The organism is Microcoleus sp. F10-B2 (genome assembly GCF_036704965.1).
In the GTDB taxonomy this organism is placed as follows: domain Bacteria; phylum Cyanobacteriota; class Cyanobacteriia; order Cyanobacteriales; family Microcoleaceae; genus Microcoleus.
Map to the genome: position 1 here is coordinate 1 of NZ_JAUBTB010000060.1, position 26,492 is coordinate 26,492.

Consider the following 26,492-nt stretch of genomic DNA (forward strand, 5'->3'; position numbering starts at 1 on the left):
TGGTTATTAAATGGGAGCGAAAAATCAAAAATAAAGGCAATGCTATTTTATCCGGTTTAGCTGCGTAGCAGCTTATCAACAAGTATTCTTCTGTAATTCACAGTTTTTCTTGGCTTCTGCGTTCCCCCCTGCTGGGGTAGGGGGGTTGCCTTTTACCTTCTGCCTTCAGCGAATAGGGGCAAAACTGTAGATTTTTTGAGGTTCGAGCCGATCGCAAATTCCAGTCAATTCTGACAAAAGGAATGTCTCGCGATCGAGCTGGACTTGCAGGGTTTTGAGCGGATCTGCACCGGAGGAAACCATGAATTCTAATGTTTCCAAATTCGGCTCGGTGCTGATTTCGCCCAGAATTTTGCCGATCGCCTTGACGTAAGGATGGTTTACATCCGAGTACCAGTCGGGGGCTGCGAGTCCGGGTTGATCGAAGCCGAGGTGAACGATGAGGGAGCCTTCTCCGAAAAGGGCTATTCCCACCGGCCGCGCTTCTTCTTGCAGCAGCAAGTGCTGGCTAGCCGCCAAATGCCGCAGTTTTTCGAGGTGTTCGTACCGATTTTGAATAGCTGAATCTTCCTCTTTTCCTTCTGCTTTCTGGCTTCTGGCTTCTTCCTTCGTTTCGTCCCACTGAATCGCCACTGTTACTAAATAAGTTTGCAGCAGCATATGACCGAGTTTTTCGGCTTTTGTTGCCAGATAGATCGAGTTGTAATCTGTGGCTTCAATTAGTAAGGGAACGCGATCGGCTACTTCAATCCCGTAACCTTTCAAACCCGCAATTTTGCGGGGGTTGTTGGTAATCAACCGAATTTTTTGAACTCCCAAATCGTTGAGCATTTGCGCTCCGACGCCGTAGTTCCGCAAGTCGGCGGGAAATCCCAAACGCTCGTTTGCTTCTACAGTATCGTATCCGATATCTTGCAGCGAGTAAGCTTTTAGTTTGTTTACCAATCCAATTCCCCGACCTTCTTGGCGCAAGTAAACTATGATGCCAGCACCGGCATTTTCAATCATTTTCAGTGCGGCTTGCAGTTGCATCCGACAGTCGCAGCGCAGGGAACCCAAAGCATCGCCGGTCAGGCATTCGGAATGCACCCGCACCATCACGGGTTTGTCTTTAAATTCTGCCGGGTCGCCCTTGACAACGGCGACGTGTTCTGAGTTGTCTTGAGTGTCGCGGTAGGCGTAAATCATAAACTCGCCGAATTGAGTGGGCAATTTGGCGACGGTTTCGCGGCGGACGAATCGATCGTGCTTGAGCCGGTAGCTAATTAAGTCGGCAATACTGATTATTTTTAGGTTGTGGAGTTTTGCGTACTCGATTAATTCGGGCAACCTCGCCATCGAACCGTCGGGGTTTTGAATTTCGCAGATGACGCCGCTGGGATACAGTCCAGCGAGTCTGGCGAGGTCAACCGAAGCTTCGGTGTGACCGGCGCGTTTGAGGACGCCACCGTCGATCGCCCGCAGGGGGAAAATGTGACCGGGACGGCGCAAGTCTTGAGGTTTGGTGTCCGGGTGGATGGCTACTTGGATGGTGCGCGCCCGGTCTTCGGCGGAGATACCGGTACTGACGCCGTTGACTGCATCGATGCTGACGGTGAAGGCTGTTTGGTTGTTGTCGGTATTTTTGCTGACCATCAGGGGCAGTTCCAGGCGATCGAGCCTTTCGCCGCTCAATGCCAGACAAATCAAACCCCGGGCGTTCACGGCCATAAAATTGATGTTGTCGGGGGTGGCGAATTGGGCGGCACAAATCACGTCGCCTTCGTTTTCGCGATTTTCGTCATCGACTACTACCAGGGGGCGACCTGCTTTGAGGTCTGCGAGGGCGCTGTCGATCGAGTCAAATTGAAATGATTGTGTTGAGGTGTTGTTATTGGGCACTGAGAAGTTCAAGCTATAAACAGTAATGTTATGGAAATAGAATCTATTTGTGATTGTAACCTTTTGTTTCCGACAGGGCGATTCCCAGTCCAGATGAGTTTGACAATATTTTTTAGTTCCATTACAATAAATATTGTACTTTGTCAATAAAATATTTCCTTAATATTGCATGAGCTTGACTGATATCGTCGATCGAATCATCAAGTCTGCATCGAATTTAAACGAAATTGTTTTAAGTCCATTTATGGGTTCCGGTACTACAGCAATTGTGGCTCTGAGTTTGCAGGGTCAAGTTATGAGATTTGAAATTAGGGCTGATACGGCGATATTGCGCCTAATCGAGTTGATGATTTTTTGACTGACAAGGAACTCACAGAAGCACAGTTATATTTATTCTCTAGTTGGTAATTGCAGCAATTTATAAACTTTAACTATTTTATAGATTGGTATCAACTAGAAGGTTGGAGGATAAGTAAAGCGATCGCTGAACACTCAGCGGCAATCTCGCGTGGCTAGCTTACTGAAGCCGATAATTGCTCAAAAAATTAGGAATATCTGTCTAAGTTCATAAGTGCTGCGCCTTGACAAATAAAATTTTACGAGAATGCAAAAGACTCGTTTCACATTCTCGGCAGCAGTAACGCAAGCAGCACCCAAAGCCCCCAGAACCAGCACAAAACTCAAAAACAATGGTTGAAATCCGAGCAGGGTTGCCAAGAAGTCCAGGGAATGATTATTGTCACTCCGATGCTTGATGGCGCTGCCATAAACAAGTATTTTCCGGACGGACTGTTGATAATGGATTGGCGGGTATGAATGATTACCACAACCAGCGATACAGAGATTATTTTTACCTCTGTTTCCGTTCAACTCCCGATCGATTGCTTGAAGAGTAACTGCGAAGTCACAACAGCAATCCGGCAAGAAATTGAAGCCACGTCGCTACTCCCTCAAAAGGAACTGCCAGATCGGGAATGGCAAGGAGCTTAAATTGAGAGACCACTAATTTTGGATTTACGACCTAGCTTTTTTTGGTATTAATTTATTATGTTAAAGTCTTTTTTCTTCCTTTATTGTAGAGAATGGTACTCTTGTCATGGATTTTTTCCATGCTTCGAGCGCATGAGTCTGTCAAGAGTTCGGTAGAAAAAGACGATAGGATTCGCTGTCTATCAGAATTCTGAAACCCAGCCACATCAGCACAAAAGGGAAAATCTTGCTCGCATAACGGCTGAGTACCAAAGCAATACCAGGTAGATGCGTCAGAGTATAGGACATAAACAGCCAGCAGCAAACAATAAAATAGCAAACGGGTATAATTACGGACAGATTTTGGATTGAGCTAGTGGCAAACAAAGGGATATAGATCCCAAGATTGTTGCCGCCGTTAGCAATCGTGACCGAGGAGACGCGATAGGTCTGCGGATCGCGGATTACGTCCCAGAGCGATCGCTTTCTTGAATCAAAGCCTCGAAATTTAGAGTTTCTTTTCAGATTGGCTGACTTATCTTCGGCTGAATCATCCTTGTTAAGGTTGAGTAAATTATTCAAGCCAATGAGTATCGGCAAAATCCCCAGTAGCCCCGTCCAAGTTGAGGGAATTGCTAGCCCCACCAAGAAACCAACCAAACTTACCATCACCAATACCGTGAACCCTAGAAGCTCACCCACCACAATGTGTTTAGGACGAAAAGTACGATTAACCTCACTGAAGAAAGCTGTCAGATAAATGTTGTCGTCAAACGTTGTTGCGACAGCAACAGCCAGTCCGATCTTAATTGTTGCAATTAACCAATCCATTACCATCTCTCACTCAATACCTATCCGATCGCCGAAACTAACGATTTCTCAACCGTTGTGAAGAATCACCATAATCTCGGTATGATAATGTGAGTATCGCATATTGGGTGTAACAAGCGAGCAAATTTGGTAGTTTATCCGTATCAATCGGTGCTTTGACTTGCTCCCCCATTTTCAATTCATCCAAGAATGTCCATCACCTGTGTTTATCAAAGGAGTCATTATGATTAGCCGTTTGATTGACCTTCTGCCTAGAGGCGCAGGTCAAAATATCTTACGGTCGCTCACCTCGGCCACTCGTAGATCGGCCGCCTATCGGTTTGTAGGTCTGTTTTGTATCGGCATTGTCTCGGTTTTGGTCTTGAGTCTCGCTTTTGACAGTCATGCTGTTGCCGCTTCTGCCTCTGGCAATGTACTCTCCCCTCTAGTAAGTCAGGTAAATCAGGTCAAATTGCCTAAAGAATCAACAATCCGGTTACTGGAAACGGTGGGACTGTTTGTAGGGGGCATACTTTTCTGTGTATTTTTGGATCGCTGGTTTTCTAACCGTTCTGCTCATTCGGGCAACACACCCTTAGCTGAGCAAGCGCGGCGGCTCAAGCAACTCAAAATCGGTTATCCAGAGGGTATGACAAATCTGGAAGTCCTGCGTGCTAAAGGTTGGCTCGAAAGCCGTTTGCGACCATTTGGGCTGAGTGTTACTTGGACAAGCTTCTTATCAGCTTCTTCCCTGATAGAAGCATTAAGCAATGGGACGATCGATTTCTGCGGTGGCGGTGGTACGGCCAGCATCTTCTCGCAAGCAGCAGATCATGTGTTTGTGCGGGTGGCTAAAGAAAAATATACTGCTCCCAAAGGTCAAGCAATTCTAGTACCAGAAGATTCGCCAATTCAGACGGTTGCCGACCTGAAGGGTAAAAAGATAGTTTTTGACAAAGGCTCAAGCGCCCATTATGTGCTGGTGCGAGCACTGGCAAAAGTGGGATTAGAGTTTAGTGACATTGAGCCAATTTATCTGACCCAGCCACAGGCGCTTCCCCTATTCCGCGCGGGTGAGGTCGATGCTTGGGTGATTTGGGTTCCCTACACGACAACTCAAGTCCGAAGTGCTTATCCAGGGCGCTCAATTGCAGACTTAGAGAGCATCTTTGGTGACAAAGCCTCTTTAGAAGTTCCGACCTATTACTACGCGATTCCAGAGTTGGTACGCGACTATCCCGACTTGCTCAAGGTGATTTTAGAAGAGGTAAATGAAGCGGGAGCTTGGGCTAAGAAACAGGAATTAGAAGCTACTGTGCGATTGGCAGAACACCATCAAATAGATCCATCCATTGTAGAAATTTTACAGCAACGTAGTGCCGAACGCGCTATTATCCCGATCGACGACCAATCGCTCACGGCCCTACAGCACCAGGCAAATATGTTTAGAGATTTAGATCTGATTCCTGAGCGGGTGAATGTGAAAGATGGAACCTATAGTTTGCAGACCAAGCAAAACTGGACTTATTAATCTGAGAATTATACTCGAGTGTAATTTTTGTCTGATATGACCTATGTTTTTTTTAGCACAAGTCGGTCAAATATCAGCTCTGTTTGGGTTTCCGGCGGGGTTGTCACTCCGCCACCGGCAAACCTACATCTTGAGTAGCTGCATTGCCCGCATTTTTCCTAAAAAAAAAACCCTCAACTTTGTGAGGGCTTTGCGATGCCAGGAACGAGACTTGAACTCGTGACACGTGGATTTTCAGTCCAGCTTACTCAAAAGTCAGTTGTAAGCAACTGTTAACGGAATGTGTCCAATTCCACTTTTGCTAATTTTAGCTAGGCGATCGCAAAACCGCTCCCAACCACTTCTATTCCGTAAAACTAAACACCCAGCCGATCCAGGAACGTTGGCATCAAAATGCACCCCTAATTCCGATCGACTTCCACCAGCGCCAACCACAGGATCGGGAGTAATATGAAAGAACCAACCTTCTACGCCTCTGGTGTCAAGCCAATACGGCGTAGTTGGAATTTCGTAATTCCCCCTTGGTAACGGGCCTCTTGCAATCGCCCATTCATCACCTGGTTGCTGCCAGCCAGTGCAGCCAGAAGTAGCCAAATATTCAATTTCTTCACCAGTGGGATAATGAAGATTAAGGCTGCCGTAAATTAAATCGTTGCTTGCAGCCAAATTCATTTGAAAACTCAACCTGTAATCCTTCTTCATATTACTTGGCTAATAATTCAACGTGTACTATAAATAGTAAAACACAATAACTTAATTTATGGCAACCCCAAAAAGCGTCAACAAAAATATTAGTGGCAAAGATTTACAGCCTACCAAAGAAGAGCCGAGTTTGCTTTTTGCAATACAAGAGCTACTAGGTGGTCAAATAGATTTTGACGAGTGGTTTCAAGAATGGAAAACGGGGTTTTTTCCACGAGCAACCGTAGTGCCTGGAGATAAACAAAGCGATTGGACAATTCCTAAAATACTAGAAATTACACCCGTCAATTCTAAAAGTGGTTGCAGAACGTTTAAGTATTTTAGAGACAGGGATGAGCCAGAAAACGGTGTAATTATTTCTGGCACACCATCAATGTTGGTGCAGCAAATTGTACAAATTGACCATCAACAAGCCGCATCAGGCAAAGGGTTCAAGCCTAACAGTTACGAAAACAGTGTAAAAGGCTATCCAATATTACACTTATATTTTAGAGAAAAGAAAAAATTGACTTTGCCTGATAGGATAATAGAAGGGCAACTCACATTTAGATTAATTAACGAAAAAGACACATCGTTAACAGAAGCTAATTTAAATCAATTGGCGAAATCTATACACAGTAATTTGTCAGGTTTTGTTTGGAGAAAAGGTAAAAAAGTTCTTAGTTATAATGCACCTGAGCAAGGATTTAAACGCACTTGGTATTTAGTAAACAATGAAGAAAATGGTAAACAGCTTTTAAACAAATTGCTAGCTATTGCTAAACAACCATTGTTACCAGGTAAATTGCGTTTAAGCAAGGCCTTAAATGAAGCAATAGCTTTCCCTAAAAATAAACCAGACATTATTGTACTTAAGAAGAAAGTTAAACAAGCTACAGAGCGACCTGTAGCTGATGTGCAGCTAGTATATGCAGAATTAATACTTGCTTCACTACCAGAACCAATCAGGCTTATCGACAAAGGAGCAATAATACTCAAATAAAAAACTTATTAAACGATTCTAATGCAGTCATAAAACAGTAATAACACATCGGAAACTTGTAGAGTTTCCGATAATAAACCACACTCTAGATTTAAAAATATTTTTTTCTAAACCCTTGACAGTTTTTTCTGTCTAAAGTTAGAGTGCAAGAAATCACTTATTAAAATATGCCAAAAGTTAAACACCTTGTAGATGGGCCCGGCACTAGCAAGTTAGCCATGCTTCTCAACGACGTAACCTATGCAAATATAGGGACATTTTTGGGCGTAGCTAAAGCTGGAGATGGAGCAAATCCGGCTGGTACGTTTTCTGAGACTTCAGCATCCGCAGTCAAAAAAGGGCTGATTGGAGTAGCAACAATTTCTTTAGTCAACGCTGCAAAAACTAAACGCAGTACGCGTAAAGTTGTTTGTTCGCTTGACAAAATGGACTCGGTAATAACTGATTTGCCTGGAAAAACTATCGGCGAGCTAACAATTAGCAGCGCGAGGTTTTCCACTCGCCGGAGGTTGCGTTAATGCCTAAATTGACTAAAATGGCGGTTACTACAACTGTTGGGACAGGTACTAAAGCTTATGTATTTAGAAGCTATGCCCCAACTTATGCTCAAGTAAATGCCGTTGTCGGGATTGATCCTGCTACAGAAGCACAACAAGCTTTACCTTTATCAAGAATTGAGGATTTGATTGCAGCGAACATTTTGCAAGTTATGGCTTGTCAAGTAGGTACTACCCCCGCTACTCGACAAACTTACAAAATACTTTGCAAAAATGAATTAGTAGAAGCCGCAGAAGCCGCCTTGATCGGTAAAACGGTAGGCAAGGGCGCAGTTGTTTCTGTATCAGCGAATTTAAGCGCTGAAAATTACCTGTAATACTTGATTTAAGGCGACAAAAATAAAATGCTAAAAGGATTAATAGTTCAACTTGAAGGAGATGATTATGCTTTTTATAGTAATGCCAAAGTGTACGAAGATACTGCTATAGCAGCAGCAACAGGAATTTTGGCAGCGCCTAGCCTACCTAATGCTACACATCCTTGTCCTTATCGAATTGAAGATTTACTTCAAGCTCGAGTGATGTACGCGGTGAAAGTTCGACTTAAAGATGGCACAGCAGGAAAAACTACCAACAGGCGACTCTATATATCTAAAGAAAAAAGATTGACTTACCGATCGGCGTCGCCAGCAGGATTAGTGGGTGCAATTATTGACGGCAAAACCGTGCTTTCTGCAATGATTCCCCGCAAAGCTAGTTTTAGGATTTAAAGAAAAATATATGGTTCTAGTTCCTGTTTACAAAGAAGATAATTTGCAGTTAGGACTAGAGCCGTACATTTTGCCCGTTACTTTTACAGGAGCTATTCTGATTGCAAAAATTGAATTTAGTAATCCTGCAATCAAAATCTATGCGGGGCTACTAACTCCTTTTACGACCGAGGAAGGAATAGGTCGTGTTTACGTGAACAGTCACCGACTGAATATTAATCAATCTAAATATATCTACGTAAACCTTCCGTATTTTCCTAATACTTATCAATTACAATTTATTTGTAGTTGGTGGCTTCGCGTTCGCTTATTTACCCTCTCAATTTGGGAATACACTTAAATGTCTAATTCTCCGGTCAATCTCACATTAGGAGATTTGCAAGCATTGTTTGCTTTTGGTTGTTTAGTTGGTTCCGCAGCTTTTGCTATTTCTAGCAAACTTAAAGAGGCTGCAATTGACAAAATGTATGCCAAAATGATTCAAAGTGTAAATAATGATTTGGATAAATTTCGCAATGAAATCAAGCAAGATTTACATCATTTTAGAGTAGAACAAGACGACAAAATTGATAAAGCTGAAGAGAAATTATTTAAAACACTTTCTAATTATAAAGTAAAAGCCGGCGAAAGAGAAATGCGTTTAACAACTGTGGAACGCTTTTTAGAAAGTCGATTTAAATATCAATTGCGTCCCCAAGTCTCAAGTGATTACTTGCCTTCAGACTTTACGCCTAATCAACCCCTACAACAAAGTGAAGAATGGATAAATTTTCCTATAGAGTAATTGTAATTACAGTTTGCAGTGTATTATTAATTTTAGTAATAGGCGGCTTAAATTTAGCAATACGAACAGGGGACATTCCATTACAAGTTTCAGCTTTAGCTAGTACGGTGATAGCTTACGTTGCAGGGCTCATAACTCCAATACCCAAAAAAGATTTATAAATTAGTATTTAGTGCGGTAAATATTTGAGTAAACTCACATATGAGACTAACAAAAACATTTCCCTTAACTTTAAACTCTAGCTATGTAGCAAACAGCATTTTAGAAATTTGTCATTTACGTGACATGACTTTTGATGCTGACGAGCAAGTCGGCGTATATTTAGAGGCAATTTACGCAACGGTAAATGTACAATCGTTTGGGTTGCAAAAATTTCCCAAGTATGACGGATCGGAGTCAGAAGAAGAAAAAGTAAGCAAATTTTACAAAGCGCAAGCAGATAGCCAAAAAATAGGATTTGAAGTATACGGGCGTAAAAATAATTCGGGTAACTGGAATAGAAAAACTCAAATAATAATAACTAATGTGGGGCGGTCGCAAAATTTAGACTTTCTACCGCTTTACTTGGCGCAAGCTGGGGTGCGGATTTTAGAAGCTAACGACGCGCTAGCTGTTAAACTTGTTGATTACGGAAATGGCTTGCTTAAAATTAATGACGAGTTGCACATAGAATTCGCGTTGTCGCTTGAAATTGAAAAAAAAAATAACTTAGATGCCGTAAATGCCCGAATTGAAGCACTAGAATTAGCTTTGAGTGGCAAACTGACCAACCTACCAAATAACATTTTACTGGGCAGAAATTCAACAGCAGGGATAGTGGAAATTATTCCGCAAAGTACCTTTGCAAAACCCGCCGATATTAACACGGCAATATTTAATTTAATCGGAGGCGCGCCAGGGGCTTTAGATACGCTAGACGAACTATCAGCGGCAATCAACGACAATGCAAGCTTTGGAACGGCAATGGTTAATTCTTTAGCCGCTAAAGCACCCCTAGAATCTCCTGTTTTTACAGGCCCAGTAACAACAGAAGGAAACATCATTTTTCCTGCAATTCAAAACCCGTCCAGCAATGTTAACGTACTTGACGATTATAAAGAGGGAACTTGGACTCCGTTACTTACTTACACAACGCCGGGTACAGCTAGTATTAGCTATCACCGCAACACCGGAAGATATCAAAAAATAGGAAATAGGGTATTTATTGCGTTTGATATTAGATTAAATACCTTTTCTAAGGGTACAGCATCTGGCTACCTAATAATATCAGGACTGCCTTTTACGCCCCGAGCGGGAAGCGGTTATGACAATAACTTCGGTTTCCTGCTCGTGGGAAATTCGCCATTTAGCGGCAGTCCCAACATACAAACAGCTACGGGACTGTCAGGCGGAAATGTTCTTTTTGTTTTTAAAGCAGTCTCGGGTTCAGTCAACGTACCTCTAGACGACCCTACTAATGGAGCATTGTATTGGGGGCAAATCAATTACGAGGCCATAAACTAAGGGTGAAAATATGGTTAGCAAGTCACGCGGAAGCGGAAGCGGGATTAATCTCGGCAAACCAAGCGAACCGTCGCAAGGTGCGATCGACTTAGGGAAAAAAGACGAACAACCAACAACAGGGGGTAGGGGCTTAGGCGTAGGGATAGAGAGGCAACTGGGAACGATCGGCGGATTTGACGTGGAAGCAGAAGTGAGCGCCGACATTCGGCGACTGCTGCCAGGCGGTCGCCTCGACTTGGGCGTTACCAAGACAGCAGAAGGAGCTACCGAGGTAGAAGCAGGAATCGGGGGGCGGATAGCGACCCCTTTAGGTGGATTTGGCGCGAGCACGTCGGGGAAAATCTCTATTAACCCGAATACTGGGGCGATCGAAGTAGAATCGATAACGGGTCGGGTAGAAGCTGGCGGCGTAAGTATTGAAGCGGCAGTCGATCCAGATACGGGAAAGACTTCGTTAGAGGTTTGTTACACCTTTGGAATTGTTAGCACTTGTATATCAATCAAGCCCGACGAAGATGATAAGAAGGGAGTAATACCGCCTGAGCCAATACCCGATCCCATTACCGATCCGGCATACCCGCCAAGCCCTACAGCGCCGAATACATCTTTTAAGGTGGGTGATTGCATTTACATAGAATATTGGCATCGAGGTAAAGTATTTGAAAATTACCAATTAACTACATCTTTTGATATTAAAACACCCGCCCCTCCTGCCGCTGGCGCTTGGTCGCCTGCATACAAAGTAACTGAAGCGCAAAAATTTGTACCTAACAACATTTTATTATTTGTAGGTTATTTTACGGGCGGACACAATGCTAGCGCTGTTCTGATCAAGAGTGGAACTGATGCACAGAAAGAAGCCATAGCAAGTCAAAAAGCTTATCGTTACGTTTATGGAAGGTATTATCCAAACGGATACATTTCCTTCGTACTCTCCACTGATATATTTTATGTCAAAATAAATGGAGAATGGATTTATCGGGCAACTATTACAGAACACGCCAAAACGTGTCAATGCCCCGGCGAGCCACCAAAACTAACCCTTGCTCCCCCTTTACCAAACCCCCCCCAAAAACCGCACATGAACGACGAATGCTGCAAAAAAATTGACAAAATGTACAAGATTTTGGGAATCGAAAAATTTGAGCGCAATAAATTTGACGTAGCAAATGCTTTTTTAGTTGCTGGAGGACAGGGCAACACAAAATGTATGGACTTGTATGAGTTGCTTCAATCAATAGTGCAAATGCTTGCCAACGGACTAATCTTAAATCCCAAGTGCGCGCCGGGTGGTCTGCCTTGGGAAAGTGCAAACGCCTCCGCATGGGCGGGGCAGATGTACGAAATGCAGGCTGAGAGTATGTCGGATGGCAATCAATCTCAAAAGGTGGAAGTGGCTGTGATGTACGCCTTAGCTCAACAATCAATGATGATTGCTGAGATTAGCGAGAAGGTGAAATTTTTGGCTGATGCTATCGGACTACAGCCAGAGCCAGTACCAAAATCAATTACCATTCCCTTTACTATTCACGAACAGCACAAGCCCTTTACAGGATTCGATCCGCGCAAAAAAGGAGTGCCGCCAAAACCTAAAGAAATTGATGTAACAGCAGCAACAAAGACAGACGAATCAACCGAAAAAACCATCTCTAAAATGCTCTTCCCTTCGCAAATTCCAATAATTTCGTGGCAATTTAACCCCGAACACAATTCAATCATTGAAACCCTCAGAGATAGCTAATAATTATGGCGACACAACCTAAAGGCAAAGGCAAAGGAACTTCAAAGACTATTCTTCGACAAGAGTTTGCCAACCGCAAACAGTCAATGTTGAGGGAGTTAGAGCTGGGGATTTTAACCCAGCAACAAACATTGGGACTAACCGTAGATGGAGACATGAAAATATTTGTAAGAACATTAATCCAAAAACTCAAGAAAAAGTCAGGTGCTAACAGATAATTCATATTTGCCTCGGCAAATACCAAAATAGGAGAGGTAAATGGCTAAAATAACAATTGGCACCGGCGGCACATTCAAAGGGGATTCAGTTGAGGCTCAACTTTGGGAAGGTCTACACCATTATCAAAATGGAGAACGCGGAATCACCGAACAAGAAAAATTTTCTTTTACAAAAGATGACACCTTTATCCTTTCAGGTAGTTGGAGCCTGCCCGCATCGTTAAGCTTTAACAGCAGCACGGGAATTTTTACTGACGCCGCCAGTAACTATCTGCCGGGCGGTTTGACCTTTACACCTCCTACCGGGGGAACAATTAAAGGACAAACTCTTGCTCAATATTTTTTGGATTGTGTCAAGTATGCGATCGTTTGGCAGAACTCCAAGGAAAAAAATCCCCAAGGGTTTAACAGGGTTACGCTAAACTTCAACGCAAACGAATTAACATATTCCGGGACAATCGCTCTGCCTTACACGACTGTACTAAACGGTTTGGGCGGCGTAATTGAAACCGCGACAGAATGGCTCACAACTTAATCAAAGCATCAACTATTGATATGGCAGAACAACAGAAAAATTGGGGCGTTACGCTGGAAAATAGTGCGCTAGCATTTAGTACGCCGGGAGTAACGCCCGGTAAATGGATACAAGACACCGCAGGGCAAATTTGGCAGGGTATCAAAAATGGAGTCAAACCGGTTCTCGACTTAGGCCGCCGGATGCTCGAAGGAGGGAAAGAGTTGCTAGCTGCGATCAGCAGGGGAGATATTGGCATCTTTTTTGATTGGTTCAAAAACGACCCGATCGGGTTTCTCGCTGGCGGTGCAGCAGTTGCTGTCGGCGGATGGTTTTTAGGAAGTGCACTCGGGTTAGGTGGAGTGGCTAGCAGTGCAATTTCCAGCATTACAGCCTTGGCTAGTAGCGGTATAAGCTCCCTCTGGGCAACAGCCACCAGTATAAAAATTGGGGGATTGACGTTAGGAATGATGGTTCCCACATTGACAAGTGCTATCTGTACGGGGGGATCTATGCTAATTAACTTGGATTGGAAAGAGTCCGACAAATCAATTTTGGCTAGCTTAGAAAGCGCCTACAATGGATTTCTAGAAACTGTTGGCGAGTCGGCAGGTCGGATGCTGGCAGGATTAGTTTTGGGCGGGGGGCGAAACAATCCCAAGCTGAAAATCAATGTTTCGGCTGCTGTTGCTTTGTCAATTCAAGCAGAAATGGAGGGAAGCGAAATTGAGCAAGAATTGATAGAGGAATTGTCCAATCTTTGCAACACATTTATTCGATACGCTAAAAATCTGGCAGGGAAACTTGGTTATATGCAATTCCGCAAATGGGCTAGGGCTAATGTGCGGACTGGTATTAAATCTATTGACGCAAAGATTGCGAATTGGGGTTTGATAGAGGGCGAGAGTTACGTGATTAATACTGTAATTGACGAGAAATTAGAAAAAGTTACAGAAGACAATCCCGCTCTAGGAAGCCTTTTAACAGGCGTAAAAGAAGGGTTATTCGAGGGGCTTGGCGACTTTGTGCAAATGGTGTAAATTGCAAAACAATCGCACATCTGCGTAGACAAAAAAAACACCCGCCGCTTCGGATGTTAAACCACTTGCGGCGGGTGTCTTCATTATTTAAAAAGGTATACGATCGATCAAATCGACAACCTCCGCAGGCTGGGCAGCAGAAGCCAGCTTTATGTGCTCGTCAAACATGAGGTGATGTCGCTGGGGGTCAATACCGAAACCCTTCAAAAATTTACTCAGCCGATCGAGCTGATTTTTGGCTAGCTGCAAGCGTGATTCAACTTCAGAAAGCTCTGCTTTTGCGGTAACAATATCCCCCTCAAGCCGCTGAGATTCTGACACAAGCTTGTATTCTGCGTCAATTTCAGCCAGTCGTTCATTGACAAGCTCTTTAAATTCTGACCAACTAGACCGACCGTCAGCTTCTATAGTCAACGCGCCCTCGGCGCGATATTGTTCCCACGACCCAGACTCGTTTTTTTTGACAATTGGAACGTTAAGGGTAGTTTTCATTTTTTAGAGTTATATTGCTAAATTTGACGTTTAACTAATCCTAAAAGCCTACAACCCTTGCAGGGTAAGACTTTAAGCCAAAAGTCCAATAAATTAGACTTTTGGCTGTCGAGGGGATTATTTTCGCTCTGGCCTAAACTCATCCATTATTTATAAACTCCATTTACGATCGCCAACACTCCACCGATAGCCGAGGCTCTTGAGATTGTCGTACAACACGGAACGGTCTAGACCCTTGCATCCTGGGAGGATGGCGAGGGCCTGTTCGTACTTCTTAAGCTTGGTTTTCATGTAAATCTAAAATCTAAAACCCGCCAAACCAAAAGTGTCCGAGATTTCGGACACTCTGGGATTTACGGGGATTATTTTCGCTCTGGCCAAGTGGAAAATCAGCCAGAGGAAACGCCCGTCTTTCCGGGCTGTCAACGCCGGCCCTGTTTAGCCACTCCCGACGTTAGGGTGGGGGTTGCCCTTCCCTTACCGGCATCGAACCGGCGTGTAACTCCCTAGTCGCGACATAGGGATTCTTGCTTTTTAGGGCAATTATGAAGGCCGTCAATCAGCAAGCTAGCCGCCGTTGCTATTTTCCGGCTGTCACCGTCTTTCCGTCGTCACTTCGTCTTTCCAAAGGGTCTGCCCGTCTCTCCGGGCCGTCACGCCAGCAGGTACGCTCGGCGTTTAGCGTCTCGTTCTCTCCGAGATGCCACGCTAGCTCTCGTTCTCAGCGTCACGCTCCGACCTTGAGGAAGGGCCAGGTTCGATCCCGGTGCGCGCTACTTCTTAGGTCACTTATCAGCATCAGTAGCCTAGCTGTTACTTACTTATTTCGGATGTCAATATTAACCCTTGATAGTCGTATCCTTTACGCAGCAAAGCTTTGAACAAAAAGTCCAATAAATTAGACTTTTGACTCAAAGCTTTGCTGATTATTTTCGCTCTGGCCAAGTGGAAAATCTTACCTATTTTTCGGTGAGATAAGCTGACAATTCTGGGATTTCACCTGCGCGCTGCCACTCTGCTTCACCGCGCCGCACGTCAAAACTCTTGGTTAAGAGCAATCCTCTCAGCCATGAGATAGGATAGGGGAGCCACCGGGGCCACGGTGGAATCTTCATAAAGTTTGGGGGTTGTTGATAGGGATATCAAAATTGTCCCAAACTTTAGTCTCAAGTGGTTGTGTCAGCCTCCCCAGGTGTAATAGTCCGGGGAGGCTGAACTATTTAGTTTTCAATGTTCATTAGGACTCTCATTTCTTCCTCTCTTTCCCCCAAAAATTTTCCAGGGTCAACAAGGAACTCAGGCAAATTGTCACGGGAAACTCCGGCAAGCTCGCACAAAACGATCCATTGAAGACCTGTCATAGACAAGCGATTCCAACCCTTCGCGCCCTCCTCTTCACGTCTGCGAAAAGTAGCACCCGAAATCTTTTGCCCAGATTTATAGGTGATTACACCAGCTAATTCCTCTGGCGAAAGCCCTAGTTGTTCTCGAATTTCTTTCAAGGGACAGTCCGTTTGTGCTTGACTTTGTGATTCTTTAGCCATAATATACGAATGGATTTGCAAATTGCAAGCATTTTGCTAAACAATTTGCAAAGCGATAGGGACACCAAAAACAGACAGGTCGGGATTAGGCCCCCAACCTGTCTACATCAAATATAAAATCCACTCAAAAACGAATAACACCAAGCGGATAACTGTGTAAGTCCTGCGGGCTTCAGCGTCGCTAGGCGTTGTGTCGATTGAGAGCTTTTCCTTCTTGTATCTCAGGTTGCATCGGTTCGCAATAATGGTTCCACCAATCAGGGTTATCACCCCTCACCGCATATGTACTCATCAATTTCCAGACCAAACCCATTCCGAGGCAGCGGCCGCTAGCTAATTTTTCAAACCAAACAGAGGAGATGCCTATGAAGCAGTAGCCCATCACACAGCCTTATCTCATTCGCTCCTGGCGATCGCACTTTTCACCTAGCGATCGCCTTTCCCACCCCTAACAAATATGAACAGAAGCCGAGCCTTCCTTCACGAGACAAATATCAACCAAACCAGAAGAGAAAAAATCCTCAAACTACTAAGCACGGGCCCCAAAACAGCTTTTAAAATCTCCTGTTTGATGCCAGAAGAGTACATCGCTAGCGCAACAGTATTGTGTCGCCTCCGCGAATTGCAGGCAGCAGGACAAGTTCACAGAATCGGCGATTTTTGGAGCATCAAATCATGACAAATCCTCAACAGCCTTTCAAAGTCGGCGACAGAGTAAGGCGGACAAGGGATCAATGGAGAGTCGGGACGATCGTCGAAATTTGTCACAAGAAAGAACTAGCTTTAGTCCTTCGGAAACAAAGACACTCAAGAGTTGAACTCCGTTATTTAACACTGGACAACCATGACAATCGCAACAACCGATAGACCAAAACTTACGGCCCAAATGGGTCGCAAAGAGGCGGAACAAATTACAAACGACATTCGCGCTAACTTCGACAGCTTGGGCAAAATGCTGCTCGAAGTACGAGAGCGGAAAGGTTTTTTAGCCCTTGGATATCAATCGCTCGAAAGCTATTGTCTCACCGAGTTTGGCAAAGGCAAAGCCAGAGTGTATCAACTGATCGAAGAAGCCAAGATAGAGGAAGGCATCACAGCCGAACTGGCCGCTTCAGATTCGCCCATAAAATCTTTAAAAATGCCCGGAACATACCTCCGGGAGTTAAAAGTTTTAGAAACGCCGCGTCAACAAATTGAAGCGATCGCCTACGCCAACAAACTCGCCCAGAACGAAGGCAAAACCAAAGCCACAAAAACTCACTTACAAGCGGCTGTCAACAAACTCAACCCCAAAAAAACCGAGCAGACAAGGGAAATCTTCAAAACAATAGGATTCGACAAAGGAGCCGAAGTCGAAGTGCTCGAAGGCCGCGCCAAAGGCGAACGCGGCATCATCCGAAAAGTAGACAAAAAAGGAGCGCACGTAGAGCTTTACAGCGGTAACTCAATGCCTATCGCTTGGGATATTAGCGAACTGCGAATCGTCCCAGAAACTGACAGACCCAAACATCCCGCAACGATGGACACCATCAACATCGGGGATACAGTTCGCATATTTTCTTCTAACAAGAACAAAGGCAAAACCGGAGAAATAGCAGCAAGAATTAACGACAAAATAGCAGTAGTTAGAGTCGAAACAGGCAATTCTGAGATACCTTACGCCGAGCTAGAAAAAGTTGAAATAGCGGAAGAGACTCAAGAGCAAACCACAGATTTAATTTGGGCTGGAAGCTGGAACCCACTATCAAGCTGGTATTACAACGTCAAGAGACAGGAAATCCATTCCTTCCTCCTGCCTGACTTAACGTTTCAACCACCCGCCAAATCCAGTCCCTCCGATTGGCTAGAAAAATGGCGGCAAAAAAATATCGTTGCAATTGCAGACGCACTTTTCACTACAGACGATTTAGCCACACTGGTATTAGCCGCCACTAGCACAATGAGTCCAGAAGAGAAAGAGACTTTCTGGGCAAAGGTAAACGTCAGCAAATCGCACTCTGAGACAGTGCAACTACGCATAGAAAACGACGAATTGCGGACACAGTTAGCTGAATCTGAAAACGCCATTCAGTCAATGATTGCAGATTTAGCACCCTCAGCCTTGGCGTCTGCACCGCCCTCCGACTTCTTACTAAAAAATACCTCCGACAACACAGCCCCAGGGGAAGATGCACCGCCCTCCGACTTCTTACTAGAAAATACCTCCGACAACACAGCCCCAGGGGAAGATGCACCGCCCTCCGACTTCTTACTAGAAAATACCGCTCAAAATCCAACTTTAGAGGGTACACAAACCGACTGGCGTTCAATACTCGTATCAAACAATTTCACGTCAAACTATCACTATACAGACGATTGTACAGAAGAGTATCGGGGATGGACAATCTATATCGATCCAAACGGGGGCTATAGCTATATTGATTTGAATCACCCTGAGAAAGGTAATTACTGTTGCGATATCCATTTTTTAAGTGTTGAGTTAGATGACGAAGATGAAATCATCAAGTGGACAAAGGAGATAGTAAATCAAATTGAAGATTTCTGTCCCGGTCAATTGTCAATTGACTTTCAATCAGAACTAAAGACAATTGAAATATCAGCAGCAGACAAGGAAGTTCTTTCGGCGAGAAGAAAAAAAATTGCCGAAGCAATTGAAAAAGAGCAAGACGAAATACTTTTGACGAACAACCGGAAAAAATTACAAAAGTTAAAAAGTAATTTAAAAAATCTTACAGCCCAACTACTAGACATAGACAAATTTGAGCAATTCAAAAGTGGCGATACCGTAATAAAAACCACAGCCCCCCAAAAAAAAGGAAACCTTCTCCGATTGGAGCTTACAGAATCGGGAATGCCTTTCGCGTGGGTGGAATGGCTTAACGAACACGGGGAAGCCTATACAGATCAGCATCCTTTAAGAGTTTTAACAAACCTTAGCCAAGAAGTAGAGCAGCGGTAGCGATGAAATCAACTGCTATAACCAATATTTCCGCCCTCTTGGAGCTACCTGAAACATGGATCATAGAGCCACTGATTGGCAAACGACCTTATCGCAAGGGATGGACTAAAAGCCACGTCGATCGCCTGCACTGCCTGCAAGAATTGGAACGCGGCAAAGCTACTGGCGTGGGAATGAAATTGGGTAATGGACTGCTGGCAGTTGATATCGATGGCGACTCGGCCGCCAAATTACTAGAAAAACTTGCCGGAGAAAATGACCTTTCAGAATTCACAAAAACAACCGCATGGACTAGCGGCCGCCCTGGTAGAAGACAATGCCTTTTCTCAGTCCCAGAGTCAGCCTGGGAACGCATCAAATATCAAAAAATATTAACCGGAATTTCTGGTGATGACGGCAAGGAAGAGTGTTTAGAATTTCGCTGGATAGGACACCAGAGCGTTTTGCCGCCAAGCATCCATCCCACCACGGGAAAACCTTACACCTGGATCAACAACCCGCTAGAATGCCCCCCTGTTCAAGCCCCGGAATGGCTCATCAACCTCTGTGAAAACTGGCATAGCGAGTATGTCAGTGAGGATGTGCCAGATTTGGTACGCTTCCCCGCCAGATTGTACGCCTATTTTGGCCGCCAAATGAGCATCTGGTTGCTAGCTCGCCGCTACGACAAATCGCGCCAGCAGCACGGCGGCAAAAATAAAGGCAGCGGCCAAGGAACCTTTTCGCTACTAGGTGCAAGCCGCATACTAGATCGCTCCAAACATCGGGTGCGCCGCCTACTCTGCGAAGCAAAAGAATCGGGCCTTATCCGCCAATTCCACCAAAAAGGCGACTGGATAACGGTCTATTACACAAGTTTCGAGAAAGTTATAGCGATCGCCGGCTTGGAAAAAATCGGCCCCATCGCAGCCATTGACGTAGACGATCTGAGCTCGATCCACATACTCGCCACAGAAATAGAAGCCCAGAACCAACAAAAGTTTTCACTCTACTGCAAACGACAGGAGGAAATCGAACAGATAAAAGCTCAGGGCAAAGACCCTGAAAAAATTCTGAGCCGCATCGTGCAGCCGGGAACCCTTCACACCTGCGAAATACCGGCGCGGGTACTGGCACGGGGTTCGCGGTTTATCTACTGCGAGTCGGGATTTGAATTCTACGGTGGCAGCCAGAAGGCGATCGCTCTGTCGCGGGGAATCTCAACCGCGACAGTAAGCCGCCACTTATCCAACAATTACCGCATGGAGCCGACACCGATTCGACAAAAGCGATCGGGAATTCCCCCAATTATCAAAAAGCAGTTGCTAGAAAAACTACCTCAATTGACAGGAATGCCCGCCACTTTGTGCGCCGAGGACGGCTTGCTATTCTTACACGATAACTGGTGGAAACCTCATCCCAACATCTATTTACTGGAACACAGGCTAGTTTCAGCCCGTCGCCGAAGGAGCCGAATCCAGGCGCAAAAATAGATAAGAGAAATTTATGGTTGAAAACAGCCGAGGCCAAAACTTTAAACAATAAGTTTTACTTAATTAAGTTCTTGATTTCAAGAGTTGTAGAAGAGTTAAAACCCACAGCTAAATGCCAACGCTCCAAAAAATTTCTAAAAAACCACCGGGAAGAGGAAACGCAAAAACGATCACGACTCAATAAACCAAAAAACGTCCGAAATTTCGGACCTTTGTTCCAATGAAAAATACAGAGACTTATGCAAAGGTGACTCCTGACGGCGTGCCAAATCCACGCGCTGTACCAGTTAACTGTTTGACGTGCTGCCAGTATTTCAAAGCTGAAATCCTTTTCGATGGCCAATCTTGGATATGTCCACACTGCAAAAGAAAAAATTATTGGTTTCCCAAAGAATGAATAGAAATTAGGTCATTAGTCGATAGTAATAGGAGGGATCTGTGATTGAATTTGAGAAATGGATGAACAAAGAGAAAGCAAAAATTGCTGAGTGCCTGCGAAGGTGCGGGAGGCTGAATGAAGAAATACCCGATATGCCCGGGATAAGTGACCCAGAGAGCTTGTGCGAGCAGTTTTACAACTCGTTCGGACAGCCTATAAATGTGTGGGTTACTGGCTTCCCCAAAGACGGTATTGATTGGGAAGCAGTAGAGAAAGAGCTAAAGGCTTTTGCAGATGAAGTTTCGGCGGAGTGGATACAGAGAAAGAGGGCGCAAGATAGGGCAGATGCAATGGATTGACGGAGGTTGTTAAACAGTCTTAGGAATTCAATTATGACCAAAAACCAAAAAGGCTCCGTAGTTGTTTGCGAACTCAGAGGAATGCTTCGGCTACGGCTACCCCGCCACCTGTTCGGAGGACAGCAAAAGTATTTGTATTTGGGATTGCCCGACACTCCGATCAACCGATCGGCAGCAGAGGAAAAAGCGCGGGCCATCGCCGCCGACATAGCCTTTGATAAATTTGACAGTTCGCTGCAAAAGTACCAGGTAACTGCGTCGCCACCAAAACCGAAAACAGAGTATGTACTCACTCTGGCCGAGCTCTGGGAAAAATACACTATGTATAAATCCCAGCATTTGGCTCAAACCACCATCAAGAAAGATTTTAGGGTAGTGGCAAGGCACATAGGTAAAACTTGCGGCGACCTGAGCCAAGCTCAAAAAATCAGGCTGCAATTGATTGAACAGACAACCATCCGATCGGCAAAGAGGTCATTAATGCAAATCAACGCCTGTTGCGCTTGGGCAACAGAATTTGGACTGATTGAGGCCAACCCCTTCGAGAAAATCAAAATCAAGGCCAGGAAACCGCCCGCCGACATCCAACCCTTCACAGAACAAGAGCGAGATCGCATAATCGACGCATTTAGGAAAACAGAGGAGTTTCATGCCCCACTAATTGAATTTTTGTTTCTCACCGGATGCAGGCCGAGCGAAGCAATCGCGCTTCGGTGGCGACATATTGACGCCGATCTGTCTCAGATAACTTTTTGCGAAGCCTTTGTTTACGGAATTGCTAAATGCACCAAAACTCGCAAATCGCGTACTTTCCCAGTTAACCCAAAATTGCGATCACTCCTAGAGACAATCAGACCTGCTGCCGTAGACGGCGAGGCTTTAGTATTTCCCAGTAAAACTGGACTGATCACGGACGAACACAACCTAGGCACTCGTCAATGGAAATCAATTATCGAGAACCTCGGCATCAGAGCAAGGCCTCTTTACAACTGTCGCCACACATTCATATCGAACTGTCTTGCCAAGGGCGTCCAGGTGCGACAGGTCGCCCTATGGTGCGGCAACAGCCCTCGTACCATCTGGGAACACTACGCCGGCCTCATTGCTACCGAAGATGTACCTGAGTAATTCTATGAGCCAATTAGACAGCCTCAAAATCTGCACATCAATTGCACATCAATTGCACATCACTGCACATCAAAGGCCGCCCTCGGCAAAGTTGTCCCAAAAAGAAAACCCCTTATTTTGTAAGGGGTTCAAGTGCCAGGAACGAGACTTGAACTCGTGACACGTGGATTTTCAGTCCACTGCTCTACCAACTGAGCTATCCCGGCTTGTTTTTTCGCGCTTTACTATCTTAGCAGACACATACAGAATTTAGCAAGCACTTTTCTCAATTAATTTTCGATCGCCCGGAACCGCCCGCCTGTAAGCTAAAAGCTGCAACCTAAAATCCAAGAATCGCAATGGCACAGCAACATCGGGACAGTGGAAGTAAGAGTCTGCTTGTCTTGGGCATAATTTGGCTGCTGGGGGCAATTAGCGATCGCCTCTGGTTTGCCCTCGATCGATCTGTCCCGGCGTGGGATCAAGCAGATTACCTGACTAGCACCCTGAAATACTTGCAGGCGTTGCAGCATCCTCAGTGGTTTTCCGGGGAGTGGTGGACAAACTTCTGGCTGCTTTCGACGAAAATTCCGCCCTTGGCATACATCTTAACGGTTCCGTTTCTTCAGGTTTTCGGTACTGGGGGCGATCGGGCAACCCTCGTTCATCTATTATTTAGTGCAATTCTTCTCGCCTCAGTCTACAGTCTGGGCGTCCAACTATTTAACCGGCAAGTCGGTTTGTGGGCCGCTGCTATTGGCGTTTTGTTACCCGGACTTTATCGGTTCCGCTTGCAATTTTTGCTCGACTATCCCCTCACTGCTGCGATTACTTTTGCTTTCTATTGTCTGACAATGTGGAAGGCTTCTGAAGGAAGAAGGAAGAAGGAAGAAGGAAGTTCGGCAACGGATTTTATAACGGATGTAACGGATGTAACGGATGTAACGGATGTAACGGATGTAACCGATAGAACTCAGTGGGAAGAAGGAACAAAGAAAAAGTATAAATTCTCCCCCTCCCCCACTCTCCCCCTCTCCCCGTCGTCTTTCTTTTGGGCGATCGCCTTTGGAATTTCTCTCGGCTTATCAATATTAGTTAAACACACTACCGTCTTATTTCTATTTACCCCAATTGTGTGGTTGGCTGTTGGTGCTGTGCGGCAAAAAGCTTGGGGGAGATTAGGTCAATTAACTGGTGCTCTGTTGCTGTCGGCGGCGGTGTTTGGGCCGTGGGCAAAAACCAATTGGCTGTTAATTTTGACCGGGGGAAAACGGGCGACGCTGGATTCTGCGATCGCCGAAGGAGATCCGGGCCTCAATACGATCGACGCTTGGATTTACTACGGTCAACACTTACCGGAACACATTTCTTGGCCTCTGTTACTTGTTCCCTTAGTAGGATTGATACTTTATTGGCATCGTCGGCAAAATAGTTCGTCAATCTTGCATTTCAACTCCTGTCGCTGGCTGGCAGTTTTCTGGGTAGGAGCTTATTTAATTAATTCTCTAAATATCAACAAAGATGACCGATATGTGATACCTTATTTACCAGTTTTATCTATTTTCTTAGCCTACTGTTTAACCCTGTGGCCTTCTCGGTGGGGACGACAAATTCGCTGGGGTACAATTGGCTTGGCAATTCTGGCGATGCTGTTCCATATCTTGCCGCTGGGAGGTGCTTTTGGACATAGCTTAGTCCAAATTATCAGTCCCGGCAATTCTAACTATCCTTACTTGGGGAAAGAGTGGCCGCACCGTGAGGTAATTGCAGAAATTATTGATAGGGAACCTTATTTGCAATCTACTTTAGGCGTGTTACCTTCGACGCCGGAAATTAACCAGCACAATTTGAATTTTTACGGTGCTTTGGCTCATTTTCAGGTTTACGGGCGACAGGTAGGAACGAATTTAAAAGAAGTGCCGCAAGATGTGCGATCGCTCTCTTGGTTCGTAACAAAAAGTGGCCCGCAAGGTTCGATTCGCGAAGGGATTAAAAAAGCTCAAAATGCAGCCGTAACCGCGATTGAAAAAGGCGATAAATTTCAGTTAGAAAAAACTTGGGTTTTGCCAGATTATACTAATTTAAATCTTTATCGGAAGCGAGTGCAGCCTGTCGAAATACAGCCGTTGAATGAAGCGCGATCGCAAGTACAATTAGAGCAAGTTACTGTCGCTGCAAAAGCAGTTCCCGGAGTCGCGCTGCCGGTTACTTATACTTGGTCTGGGCCTTGGCAGCAGTTGCAGTCGGGTTTAGTGTTGGTAACGTGGCAAAATCAGCAGTCTGGCGATATTCCACAGGGAAAGACTTTCAGGATTTTACACGATCGCGCGATCGCCCAGGCGACTTTGCATCCGGGGATGCTGCAAGCGGATAAATTTGCTGTGGGGTTTCGAGTTGTCGATCGCACGGCGATGCTTCCTCCTGCTAATATTGCACCGGGAACTTACAATCTGCAAGCTACTTATCTAAATCGGAAAACCGGGGAAACTTATCCGATTAATGTGCCGGCAGTGAGTGTTAAAATCGAGGCAGAGCCTCTGGATATGCGTTCTCAGACAGAGCCGGGAAACGAGGATAATACAGATAAGCCTGAGTTAGATTTGGTGACTCAATTGCGGGCGATGGCGGTTAATTTACCCAAAGGATTGCCCGGTTTAGAACCCGTGTTCGAGCAGATTGGGCGCATCAATCAGTACGATCCAATTCAAGATTATACCGTGCAAGCAGAACAAACCTTAGAATATCGGTTGCAGCAGGAACCAAATAATCTAGAATTGGCTTATGCTTTGGCATTTTCTAGAGTATTGCAGCAGAATGTCAAAAGTGCGATCGCCGCCTTAGAAAAAGTCACTCAACTCGACTCAAAAAACCCTTACGCTTACGCCTATCTCGCTTTCGTACACCTGTACGGCTGGCATCCCAAAGCCGCTCAAACAGCCTTAAAACCTGCTCTTGCTCTCAACTCCAATCTACCGGAAATTAGAGTTTTAAACGGTGTAGCGGAACTGATGCAAGGTAATCTCATTCAAGCATGGCAAGATTTGCAATTCTTAAAAAAGTTGAAAGTTTAACAATCTCTTTTATTGTGGCACGGGCGTCCCGCCTGTGCTTCTAAATCGGTAACGCCTATGCTTCTAAATCGGTAACGCCTGTGCTTCTAAATCGGTAAAAAACAGAAAACCAATGAACCAACGAAGAATTGTCTCTCTAATTCCCAGTGCCACCGAAATTGTAGCAGTTTTAGGATTAACCGATGCAATTGTGGGCCGTTCCCACGAATGCGATTATCCCCCAGAAATCCAAAATTTACCTGTTTGCACTCAGCCTAAATTCAATCCCGAAGGAACTAGCAGCGAAATTCACAACCGCGTGACAGAATTGTTGCAAAATGCGCTCAGCGTGTATAAAGTAGAAATAGATACTTTGGAAAAATTGCAGCCGACTCACATTATTACTCAAGCTCAATGTGAAGTCTGCGCTTGTTCTCTAACAGAGGTTGAACAAGCAGTAAGCACGCTGGTAAATAGCAAGCCGGAAATTATTTCTTTGCAGCCGAATCTGCTAGCAGAAATCTGGACGGATATTCAGCGAGTTGCTGATGTTTTGGGCGTAGATGGAAAAAGTGCGATCGACCTTTTGCAATCCCGCATCGATGCTATTACCTCGAAAACACAAGCATCATCTATTTTTACCACAAAAGAGAGACTTCCCAAAGTAGCCTGCATCGAGTGGATTGAACCTTTGATGGCTGCGGGTAACTGGATTCCCGAATTAGTGGCAATGGCGGGAGGCAATTCGCTGTTTGGAATTGTCGGGGAACATTCCCCTTGGTTAAAATGGGAATCTTTAGTAGAAGCTAACCCCGATGTAATTATTTTCATGCCTTGCGGCTTTGATTTAAACCGCACTCGCAGCGAAGCAATGCAGATAACTAAATACGCAGAATGGGCTAATTTGCAAGCAGTAAAAACGGGGAAAGTTTACATAACTGACGGCAATTCTTACTTTAATCGGCCGGGGCCGAGATTGGTTGATTCGTTAGAAATTTTAGCAGAAATTCTCCATCCCGAAATCTTCGATTTTGGCTATCGGGGTAAGGGTTGGCAGCCATTTTTGTAAGTACCCGCAGCTAGCTAAAGCTTTATCTATATTAATTCAGAATTACCTGCCATGAAAATAAGGACACAACATTGTTGTGTCCTTACTTCGCCTTCATTTAACCGAATCTGACATCAATT

General features: G+C 44.9%; 28 protein-coding genes and 1 tRNA gene. 21 read left to right on the forward strand and 8 right to left on the reverse strand.

What is annotated here, in order from left to right:
• Window positions 1–165: 165 nt before the first annotated feature.
• Window positions 166–1,881 carry a bifunctional 3,4-dihydroxy-2-butanone-4-phosphate synthase/GTP cyclohydrolase II gene (gene ribBA / locus QUA99_RS21725; protein WP_333240762.1) on the reverse strand — a complete coding sequence of 572 codons (1,716 nt, stop codon included), beginning with the start codon at window positions 1,879–1,881 and terminating at the stop codon, window positions 166–168.
• 169 nt (window positions 1,882–2,050) lie between these two features.
• Here ribBA and QUA99_RS21730 point away from each other — a divergent pair, with 169 nt between their 5' ends.
• Both QUA99_RS21730 and QUA99_RS21735 read left to right on the forward strand, forming a co-directional pair.
• Window positions 2,051–2,239 carry a DNA methyltransferase gene (locus tag QUA99_RS21730; RefSeq protein ID WP_333240764.1) on the forward strand — a complete coding sequence of 63 codons (189 nt, stop codon included), beginning with the start codon at window positions 2,051–2,053 and terminating at the stop codon, window positions 2,237–2,239.
• A 458-nt stretch (window positions 2,240–2,697) separates the two neighbouring features.
• Window positions 2,698–2,871 (forward strand): hypothetical protein, encoded by a 174-nt coding sequence (locus QUA99_RS21735; protein WP_333240765.1) that lies wholly within the window; start codon window positions 2,698–2,700, stop codon window positions 2,869–2,871.
• 141 nt (window positions 2,872–3,012) lie between these two features.
• On the opposite strand, the gene QUA99_RS21740 is transcribed toward QUA99_RS21735, so the two are convergent.
• Window positions 3,013–3,681: a cadmium resistance transporter gene (locus tag QUA99_RS21740; RefSeq protein WP_333240767.1), complete on the reverse strand. Its 669-nt coding sequence runs from the start codon at window positions 3,679–3,681 to the stop codon at window positions 3,013–3,015.
• Between the two features lie 223 nt (window positions 3,682–3,904).
• Here QUA99_RS21740 and QUA99_RS21745 point away from each other — a divergent pair, with 223 nt between their 5' ends.
• On the forward strand, window positions 3,905–5,191 hold the full coding sequence (locus QUA99_RS21745) for an aliphatic sulfonate ABC transporter substrate-binding protein (RefSeq protein WP_333240770.1): 1,287 nt from the start codon (window positions 3,905–3,907) through the stop codon (window positions 5,189–5,191).
• A 255-nt stretch (window positions 5,192–5,446) separates the two neighbouring features.
• Here the strand turns inward: QUA99_RS21745 and QUA99_RS21750 are convergent, their stop codons facing one another.
• On the reverse strand, window positions 5,447–5,863 hold the full coding sequence (locus tag QUA99_RS21750; RefSeq protein ID WP_333460414.1) for a hypothetical protein: 417 nt from the start codon (window positions 5,861–5,863) through the stop codon (window positions 5,447–5,449).
• Window positions 5,864–5,951: 88 nt separating this feature from the next.
• Between QUA99_RS21750 and QUA99_RS21755 the strand changes: the two genes are divergently transcribed.
• The 11 genes from QUA99_RS21755 to QUA99_RS21805 all read left to right on the forward strand — a co-directional run bounded on the left by QUA99_RS21755 (window position 5,952) and on the right by QUA99_RS21805 (window position 13,942).
• Window positions 5,952–6,875, forward strand: coding sequence for a hypothetical protein (locus QUA99_RS21755; protein ID WP_333240773.1), 924 nt, complete (start codon window positions 5,952–5,954; stop codon window positions 6,873–6,875).
• 167 nt (window positions 6,876–7,042) lie between these two features.
• Window positions 7,043–7,393 (forward strand): hypothetical protein, encoded by a 351-nt coding sequence (locus tag QUA99_RS21760; RefSeq protein ID WP_333240776.1) that lies wholly within the window; start codon window positions 7,043–7,045, stop codon window positions 7,391–7,393.
• Window positions 7,393–7,749, forward strand: a complete 357-nt coding sequence (locus tag QUA99_RS21765; protein WP_333240777.1) for a hypothetical protein — start codon at window positions 7,393–7,395, stop codon at window positions 7,747–7,749. Before QUA99_RS21760 ends, QUA99_RS21765 begins: the two co-directional genes overlap by 1 nt.
• A 27-nt stretch (window positions 7,750–7,776) precedes the next feature.
• Entirely contained in the window at window positions 7,777–8,142 is a 366-nt protein-coding gene (locus QUA99_RS21770) for a hypothetical protein (RefSeq protein WP_333240780.1), read from the forward strand.
• A gap of 10 nt (window positions 8,143–8,152) precedes the next feature.
• Window positions 8,153–8,482: a hypothetical protein gene (locus QUA99_RS21775; protein ID WP_333240783.1), complete on the forward strand. Its 330-nt coding sequence runs from the start codon at window positions 8,153–8,155 to the stop codon at window positions 8,480–8,482.
• On the forward strand, window positions 8,483–8,926 hold the full coding sequence (locus tag QUA99_RS21780) for a hypothetical protein (RefSeq protein WP_333240785.1): 444 nt from the start codon (window positions 8,483–8,485) through the stop codon (window positions 8,924–8,926).
• 201 nt (window positions 8,927–9,127) lie between these two features.
• Window positions 9,128–10,429 carry a hypothetical protein gene (locus tag QUA99_RS21785; protein ID WP_333240787.1) on the forward strand — a complete coding sequence of 434 codons (1,302 nt, stop codon included), beginning with the start codon at window positions 9,128–9,130 and terminating at the stop codon, window positions 10,427–10,429.
• Between the two features lie 10 nt (window positions 10,430–10,439).
• Window positions 10,440–12,170 (forward strand): hypothetical protein, encoded by a 1,731-nt coding sequence (locus QUA99_RS21790; RefSeq protein WP_333240790.1) that lies wholly within the window; start codon window positions 10,440–10,442, stop codon window positions 12,168–12,170.
• Between the two features lie 5 nt (window positions 12,171–12,175).
• The gene (locus QUA99_RS21795; RefSeq protein WP_333240792.1) at window positions 12,176–12,388 is read left to right on the forward strand and encodes a hypothetical protein; all 213 of its coding nucleotides are present in this window, start codon (window positions 12,176–12,178) and stop codon (window positions 12,386–12,388) included.
• Window positions 12,389–12,428: 40 nt separating this feature from the next.
• Entirely contained in the window at window positions 12,429–12,923 is a 495-nt protein-coding gene (locus QUA99_RS21800) for a hypothetical protein (RefSeq protein ID WP_333240794.1), read from the forward strand.
• Window positions 12,908–13,942, forward strand: coding sequence for a hypothetical protein (locus QUA99_RS21805; RefSeq protein ID WP_333240797.1), 1,035 nt, complete (start codon window positions 12,908–12,910; stop codon window positions 13,940–13,942). Before QUA99_RS21800 ends, QUA99_RS21805 begins: the two co-directional genes overlap by 16 nt.
• 87 nt (window positions 13,943–14,029) lie before the next feature.
• Here QUA99_RS21805 and QUA99_RS21810 read toward each other — a convergent pair whose 3' ends face one another.
• From QUA99_RS21810 to QUA99_RS21825, 4 genes are all read right to left on the reverse strand, one after another.
• Entirely contained in the window at window positions 14,030–14,434 is a 405-nt protein-coding gene (locus QUA99_RS21810; RefSeq protein ID WP_333240798.1) for a hypothetical protein, read from the reverse strand.
• A gap of 150 nt (window positions 14,435–14,584) precedes the next feature.
• Window positions 14,585–14,725, reverse strand: a complete 141-nt coding sequence (locus QUA99_RS21815) for a hypothetical protein (protein WP_333240801.1) — start codon at window positions 14,723–14,725, stop codon at window positions 14,585–14,587.
• Window positions 14,726–15,393: 668 nt separating this feature from the next.
• A complete protein-coding gene (locus QUA99_RS21820) occupies window positions 15,394–15,549 on the reverse strand; it encodes a hypothetical protein (protein WP_333240804.1) in 156 nt (51 codons plus the stop codon).
• Window positions 15,550–15,654: 105 nt separating this feature from the next.
• Window positions 15,655–15,978 carry a hypothetical protein gene (locus tag QUA99_RS21825; RefSeq protein WP_333240805.1) on the reverse strand — a complete coding sequence of 108 codons (324 nt, stop codon included), beginning with the start codon at window positions 15,976–15,978 and terminating at the stop codon, window positions 15,655–15,657.
• 457 nt (window positions 15,979–16,435) lie between these two features.
• Here QUA99_RS21825 and QUA99_RS21830 point away from each other — a divergent pair, with 457 nt between their 5' ends.
• The 5 genes from QUA99_RS21830 to QUA99_RS21850 all read left to right on the forward strand — a co-directional run bounded on the left by QUA99_RS21830 (window position 16,436) and on the right by QUA99_RS21850 (window position 22,275).
• Complete coding sequence (locus QUA99_RS21830) at window positions 16,436–16,657, forward strand: hypothetical protein (RefSeq protein WP_333064181.1); 222 nt, start codon at window positions 16,436–16,438, stop codon at window positions 16,655–16,657.
• A gap of 165 nt (window positions 16,658–16,822) precedes the next feature.
• Window positions 16,823–18,937 carry a hypothetical protein gene (locus tag QUA99_RS21835; protein WP_333460416.1) on the forward strand — a complete coding sequence of 705 codons (2,115 nt, stop codon included), beginning with the start codon at window positions 16,823–16,825 and terminating at the stop codon, window positions 18,935–18,937.
• A gap of 2 nt (window positions 18,938–18,939) precedes the next feature.
• Complete coding sequence (locus QUA99_RS21840; RefSeq protein WP_333240811.1) at window positions 18,940–20,409, forward strand: bifunctional DNA primase/polymerase; 1,470 nt, start codon at window positions 18,940–18,942, stop codon at window positions 20,407–20,409.
• A 438-nt stretch (window positions 20,410–20,847) separates the two neighbouring features.
• Window positions 20,848–21,147 (forward strand): hypothetical protein, encoded by a 300-nt coding sequence (locus QUA99_RS21845; RefSeq protein ID WP_333240814.1) that lies wholly within the window; start codon window positions 20,848–20,850, stop codon window positions 21,145–21,147.
• A 33-nt stretch (window positions 21,148–21,180) separates the two neighbouring features.
• The gene (locus QUA99_RS21850) at window positions 21,181–22,275 is read left to right on the forward strand and encodes a tyrosine-type recombinase/integrase (RefSeq protein ID WP_333240816.1); all 1,095 of its coding nucleotides are present in this window, start codon (window positions 21,181–21,183) and stop codon (window positions 22,273–22,275) included.
• A 133-nt stretch (window positions 22,276–22,408) separates the two neighbouring features.
• Here QUA99_RS21850 and QUA99_RS21855 read toward each other — a convergent pair.
• Window positions 22,409–22,481: transfer RNA gene (locus tag QUA99_RS21855), tRNA-Phe, on the reverse strand.
• Between the two features lie 132 nt (window positions 22,482–22,613).
• Between QUA99_RS21855 and QUA99_RS21860 the strand changes: the two genes are divergently transcribed.
• Together QUA99_RS21860 and QUA99_RS21865 are read left to right on the forward strand one after the other, a co-directional pair.
• The gene (locus QUA99_RS21860) at window positions 22,614–25,325 is read left to right on the forward strand and encodes a glycosyltransferase family 39 protein (RefSeq protein WP_333240818.1); all 2,712 of its coding nucleotides are present in this window, start codon (window positions 22,614–22,616) and stop codon (window positions 25,323–25,325) included.
• A 112-nt stretch (window positions 25,326–25,437) separates the two neighbouring features.
• The gene (locus QUA99_RS21865) at window positions 25,438–26,373 is read left to right on the forward strand and encodes a cobalamin-binding protein (RefSeq protein WP_333240820.1); all 936 of its coding nucleotides are present in this window, start codon (window positions 25,438–25,440) and stop codon (window positions 26,371–26,373) included.
• Window positions 26,374–26,492: the final 119 nt, after the last annotated feature.

What these genes read in the sequence shown, in the direction of transcription:
- QUA99_RS21730 (WP_333240764.1), top strand. Translation starts at nt 2,051, where the DNA reads ATGAGCTTGACTGATATCGTCGATCGAATCATCAAGTCTGCATCGAAT.
- QUA99_RS21735 (WP_333240765.1), top strand. Translation starts at nt 2,698, where the DNA reads ATGATTACCACAACCAGCGATACAGAGATTATTTTTACCTCTGTTTCC.
- QUA99_RS21740 (WP_333240767.1), bottom strand. Translation starts at nt 3,681, where the DNA reads ATGGATTGGTTAATTGCAACAATTAAGATCGGACTGGCTGTTGCTGTC.
- QUA99_RS21745 (WP_333240770.1), top strand. Translation starts at nt 3,905, where the DNA reads ATGATTAGCCGTTTGATTGACCTTCTGCCTAGAGGCGCAGGTCAAAAT.
- QUA99_RS21750 (WP_333460414.1), bottom strand. Translation starts at nt 5,863, where the DNA reads ATGAATTTGGCTGCAAGCAACGATTTAATTTACGGCAGCCTTAATCTT.
- QUA99_RS21755 (WP_333240773.1), top strand. Translation starts at nt 5,952, where the DNA reads ATGGCAACCCCAAAAAGCGTCAACAAAAATATTAGTGGCAAAGATTTA.
- QUA99_RS21760 (WP_333240776.1), top strand. Translation starts at nt 7,043, where the DNA reads ATGCCAAAAGTTAAACACCTTGTAGATGGGCCCGGCACTAGCAAGTTA.
- QUA99_RS21765 (WP_333240777.1), top strand. Translation starts at nt 7,393, where the DNA reads ATGCCTAAATTGACTAAAATGGCGGTTACTACAACTGTTGGGACAGGT.
- QUA99_RS21770 (WP_333240780.1), top strand. Translation starts at nt 7,777, where the DNA reads ATGCTAAAAGGATTAATAGTTCAACTTGAAGGAGATGATTATGCTTTT.
- QUA99_RS21775 (WP_333240783.1), top strand. Translation starts at nt 8,153, where the DNA reads ATGGTTCTAGTTCCTGTTTACAAAGAAGATAATTTGCAGTTAGGACTA.
- QUA99_RS21780 (WP_333240785.1), top strand. Translation starts at nt 8,483, where the DNA reads ATGTCTAATTCTCCGGTCAATCTCACATTAGGAGATTTGCAAGCATTG.
- QUA99_RS21785 (WP_333240787.1), top strand. Translation starts at nt 9,128, where the DNA reads ATGAGACTAACAAAAACATTTCCCTTAACTTTAAACTCTAGCTATGTA.
- QUA99_RS21790 (WP_333240790.1), top strand. Translation starts at nt 10,440, where the DNA reads ATGGTTAGCAAGTCACGCGGAAGCGGAAGCGGGATTAATCTCGGCAAA.
- QUA99_RS21795 (WP_333240792.1), top strand. Translation starts at nt 12,176, where the DNA reads ATGGCGACACAACCTAAAGGCAAAGGCAAAGGAACTTCAAAGACTATT.
- QUA99_RS21800 (WP_333240794.1), top strand. Translation starts at nt 12,429, where the DNA reads ATGGCTAAAATAACAATTGGCACCGGCGGCACATTCAAAGGGGATTCA.
- QUA99_RS21805 (WP_333240797.1), top strand. Translation starts at nt 12,908, where the DNA reads ATGGCTCACAACTTAATCAAAGCATCAACTATTGATATGGCAGAACAA.
- QUA99_RS21810 (WP_333240798.1), bottom strand. Translation starts at nt 14,434, where the DNA reads ATGAAAACTACCCTTAACGTTCCAATTGTCAAAAAAAACGAGTCTGGG.
- QUA99_RS21815 (WP_333240801.1), bottom strand. Translation starts at nt 14,725, where the DNA reads ATGAAAACCAAGCTTAAGAAGTACGAACAGGCCCTCGCCATCCTCCCA.
- QUA99_RS21820 (WP_333240804.1), bottom strand. Translation starts at nt 15,549, where the DNA reads ATGAAGATTCCACCGTGGCCCCGGTGGCTCCCCTATCCTATCTCATGG.
- QUA99_RS21825 (WP_333240805.1), bottom strand. Translation starts at nt 15,978, where the DNA reads ATGGCTAAAGAATCACAAAGTCAAGCACAAACGGACTGTCCCTTGAAA.
- QUA99_RS21830 (WP_333064181.1), top strand. Translation starts at nt 16,436, where the DNA reads ATGAACAGAAGCCGAGCCTTCCTTCACGAGACAAATATCAACCAAACC.
- QUA99_RS21835 (WP_333460416.1), top strand. Translation starts at nt 16,823, where the DNA reads ATGACAATCGCAACAACCGATAGACCAAAACTTACGGCCCAAATGGGT.
- QUA99_RS21840 (WP_333240811.1), top strand. Translation starts at nt 18,940, where the DNA reads ATGAAATCAACTGCTATAACCAATATTTCCGCCCTCTTGGAGCTACCT.
- QUA99_RS21850 (WP_333240816.1), top strand. Translation starts at nt 21,181, where the DNA reads ATGACCAAAAACCAAAAAGGCTCCGTAGTTGTTTGCGAACTCAGAGGA.
- QUA99_RS21860 (WP_333240818.1), top strand. Translation starts at nt 22,614, where the DNA reads ATGGCACAGCAACATCGGGACAGTGGAAGTAAGAGTCTGCTTGTCTTG.
- QUA99_RS21865 (WP_333240820.1), top strand. Translation starts at nt 25,438, where the DNA reads ATGAACCAACGAAGAATTGTCTCTCTAATTCCCAGTGCCACCGAAATT.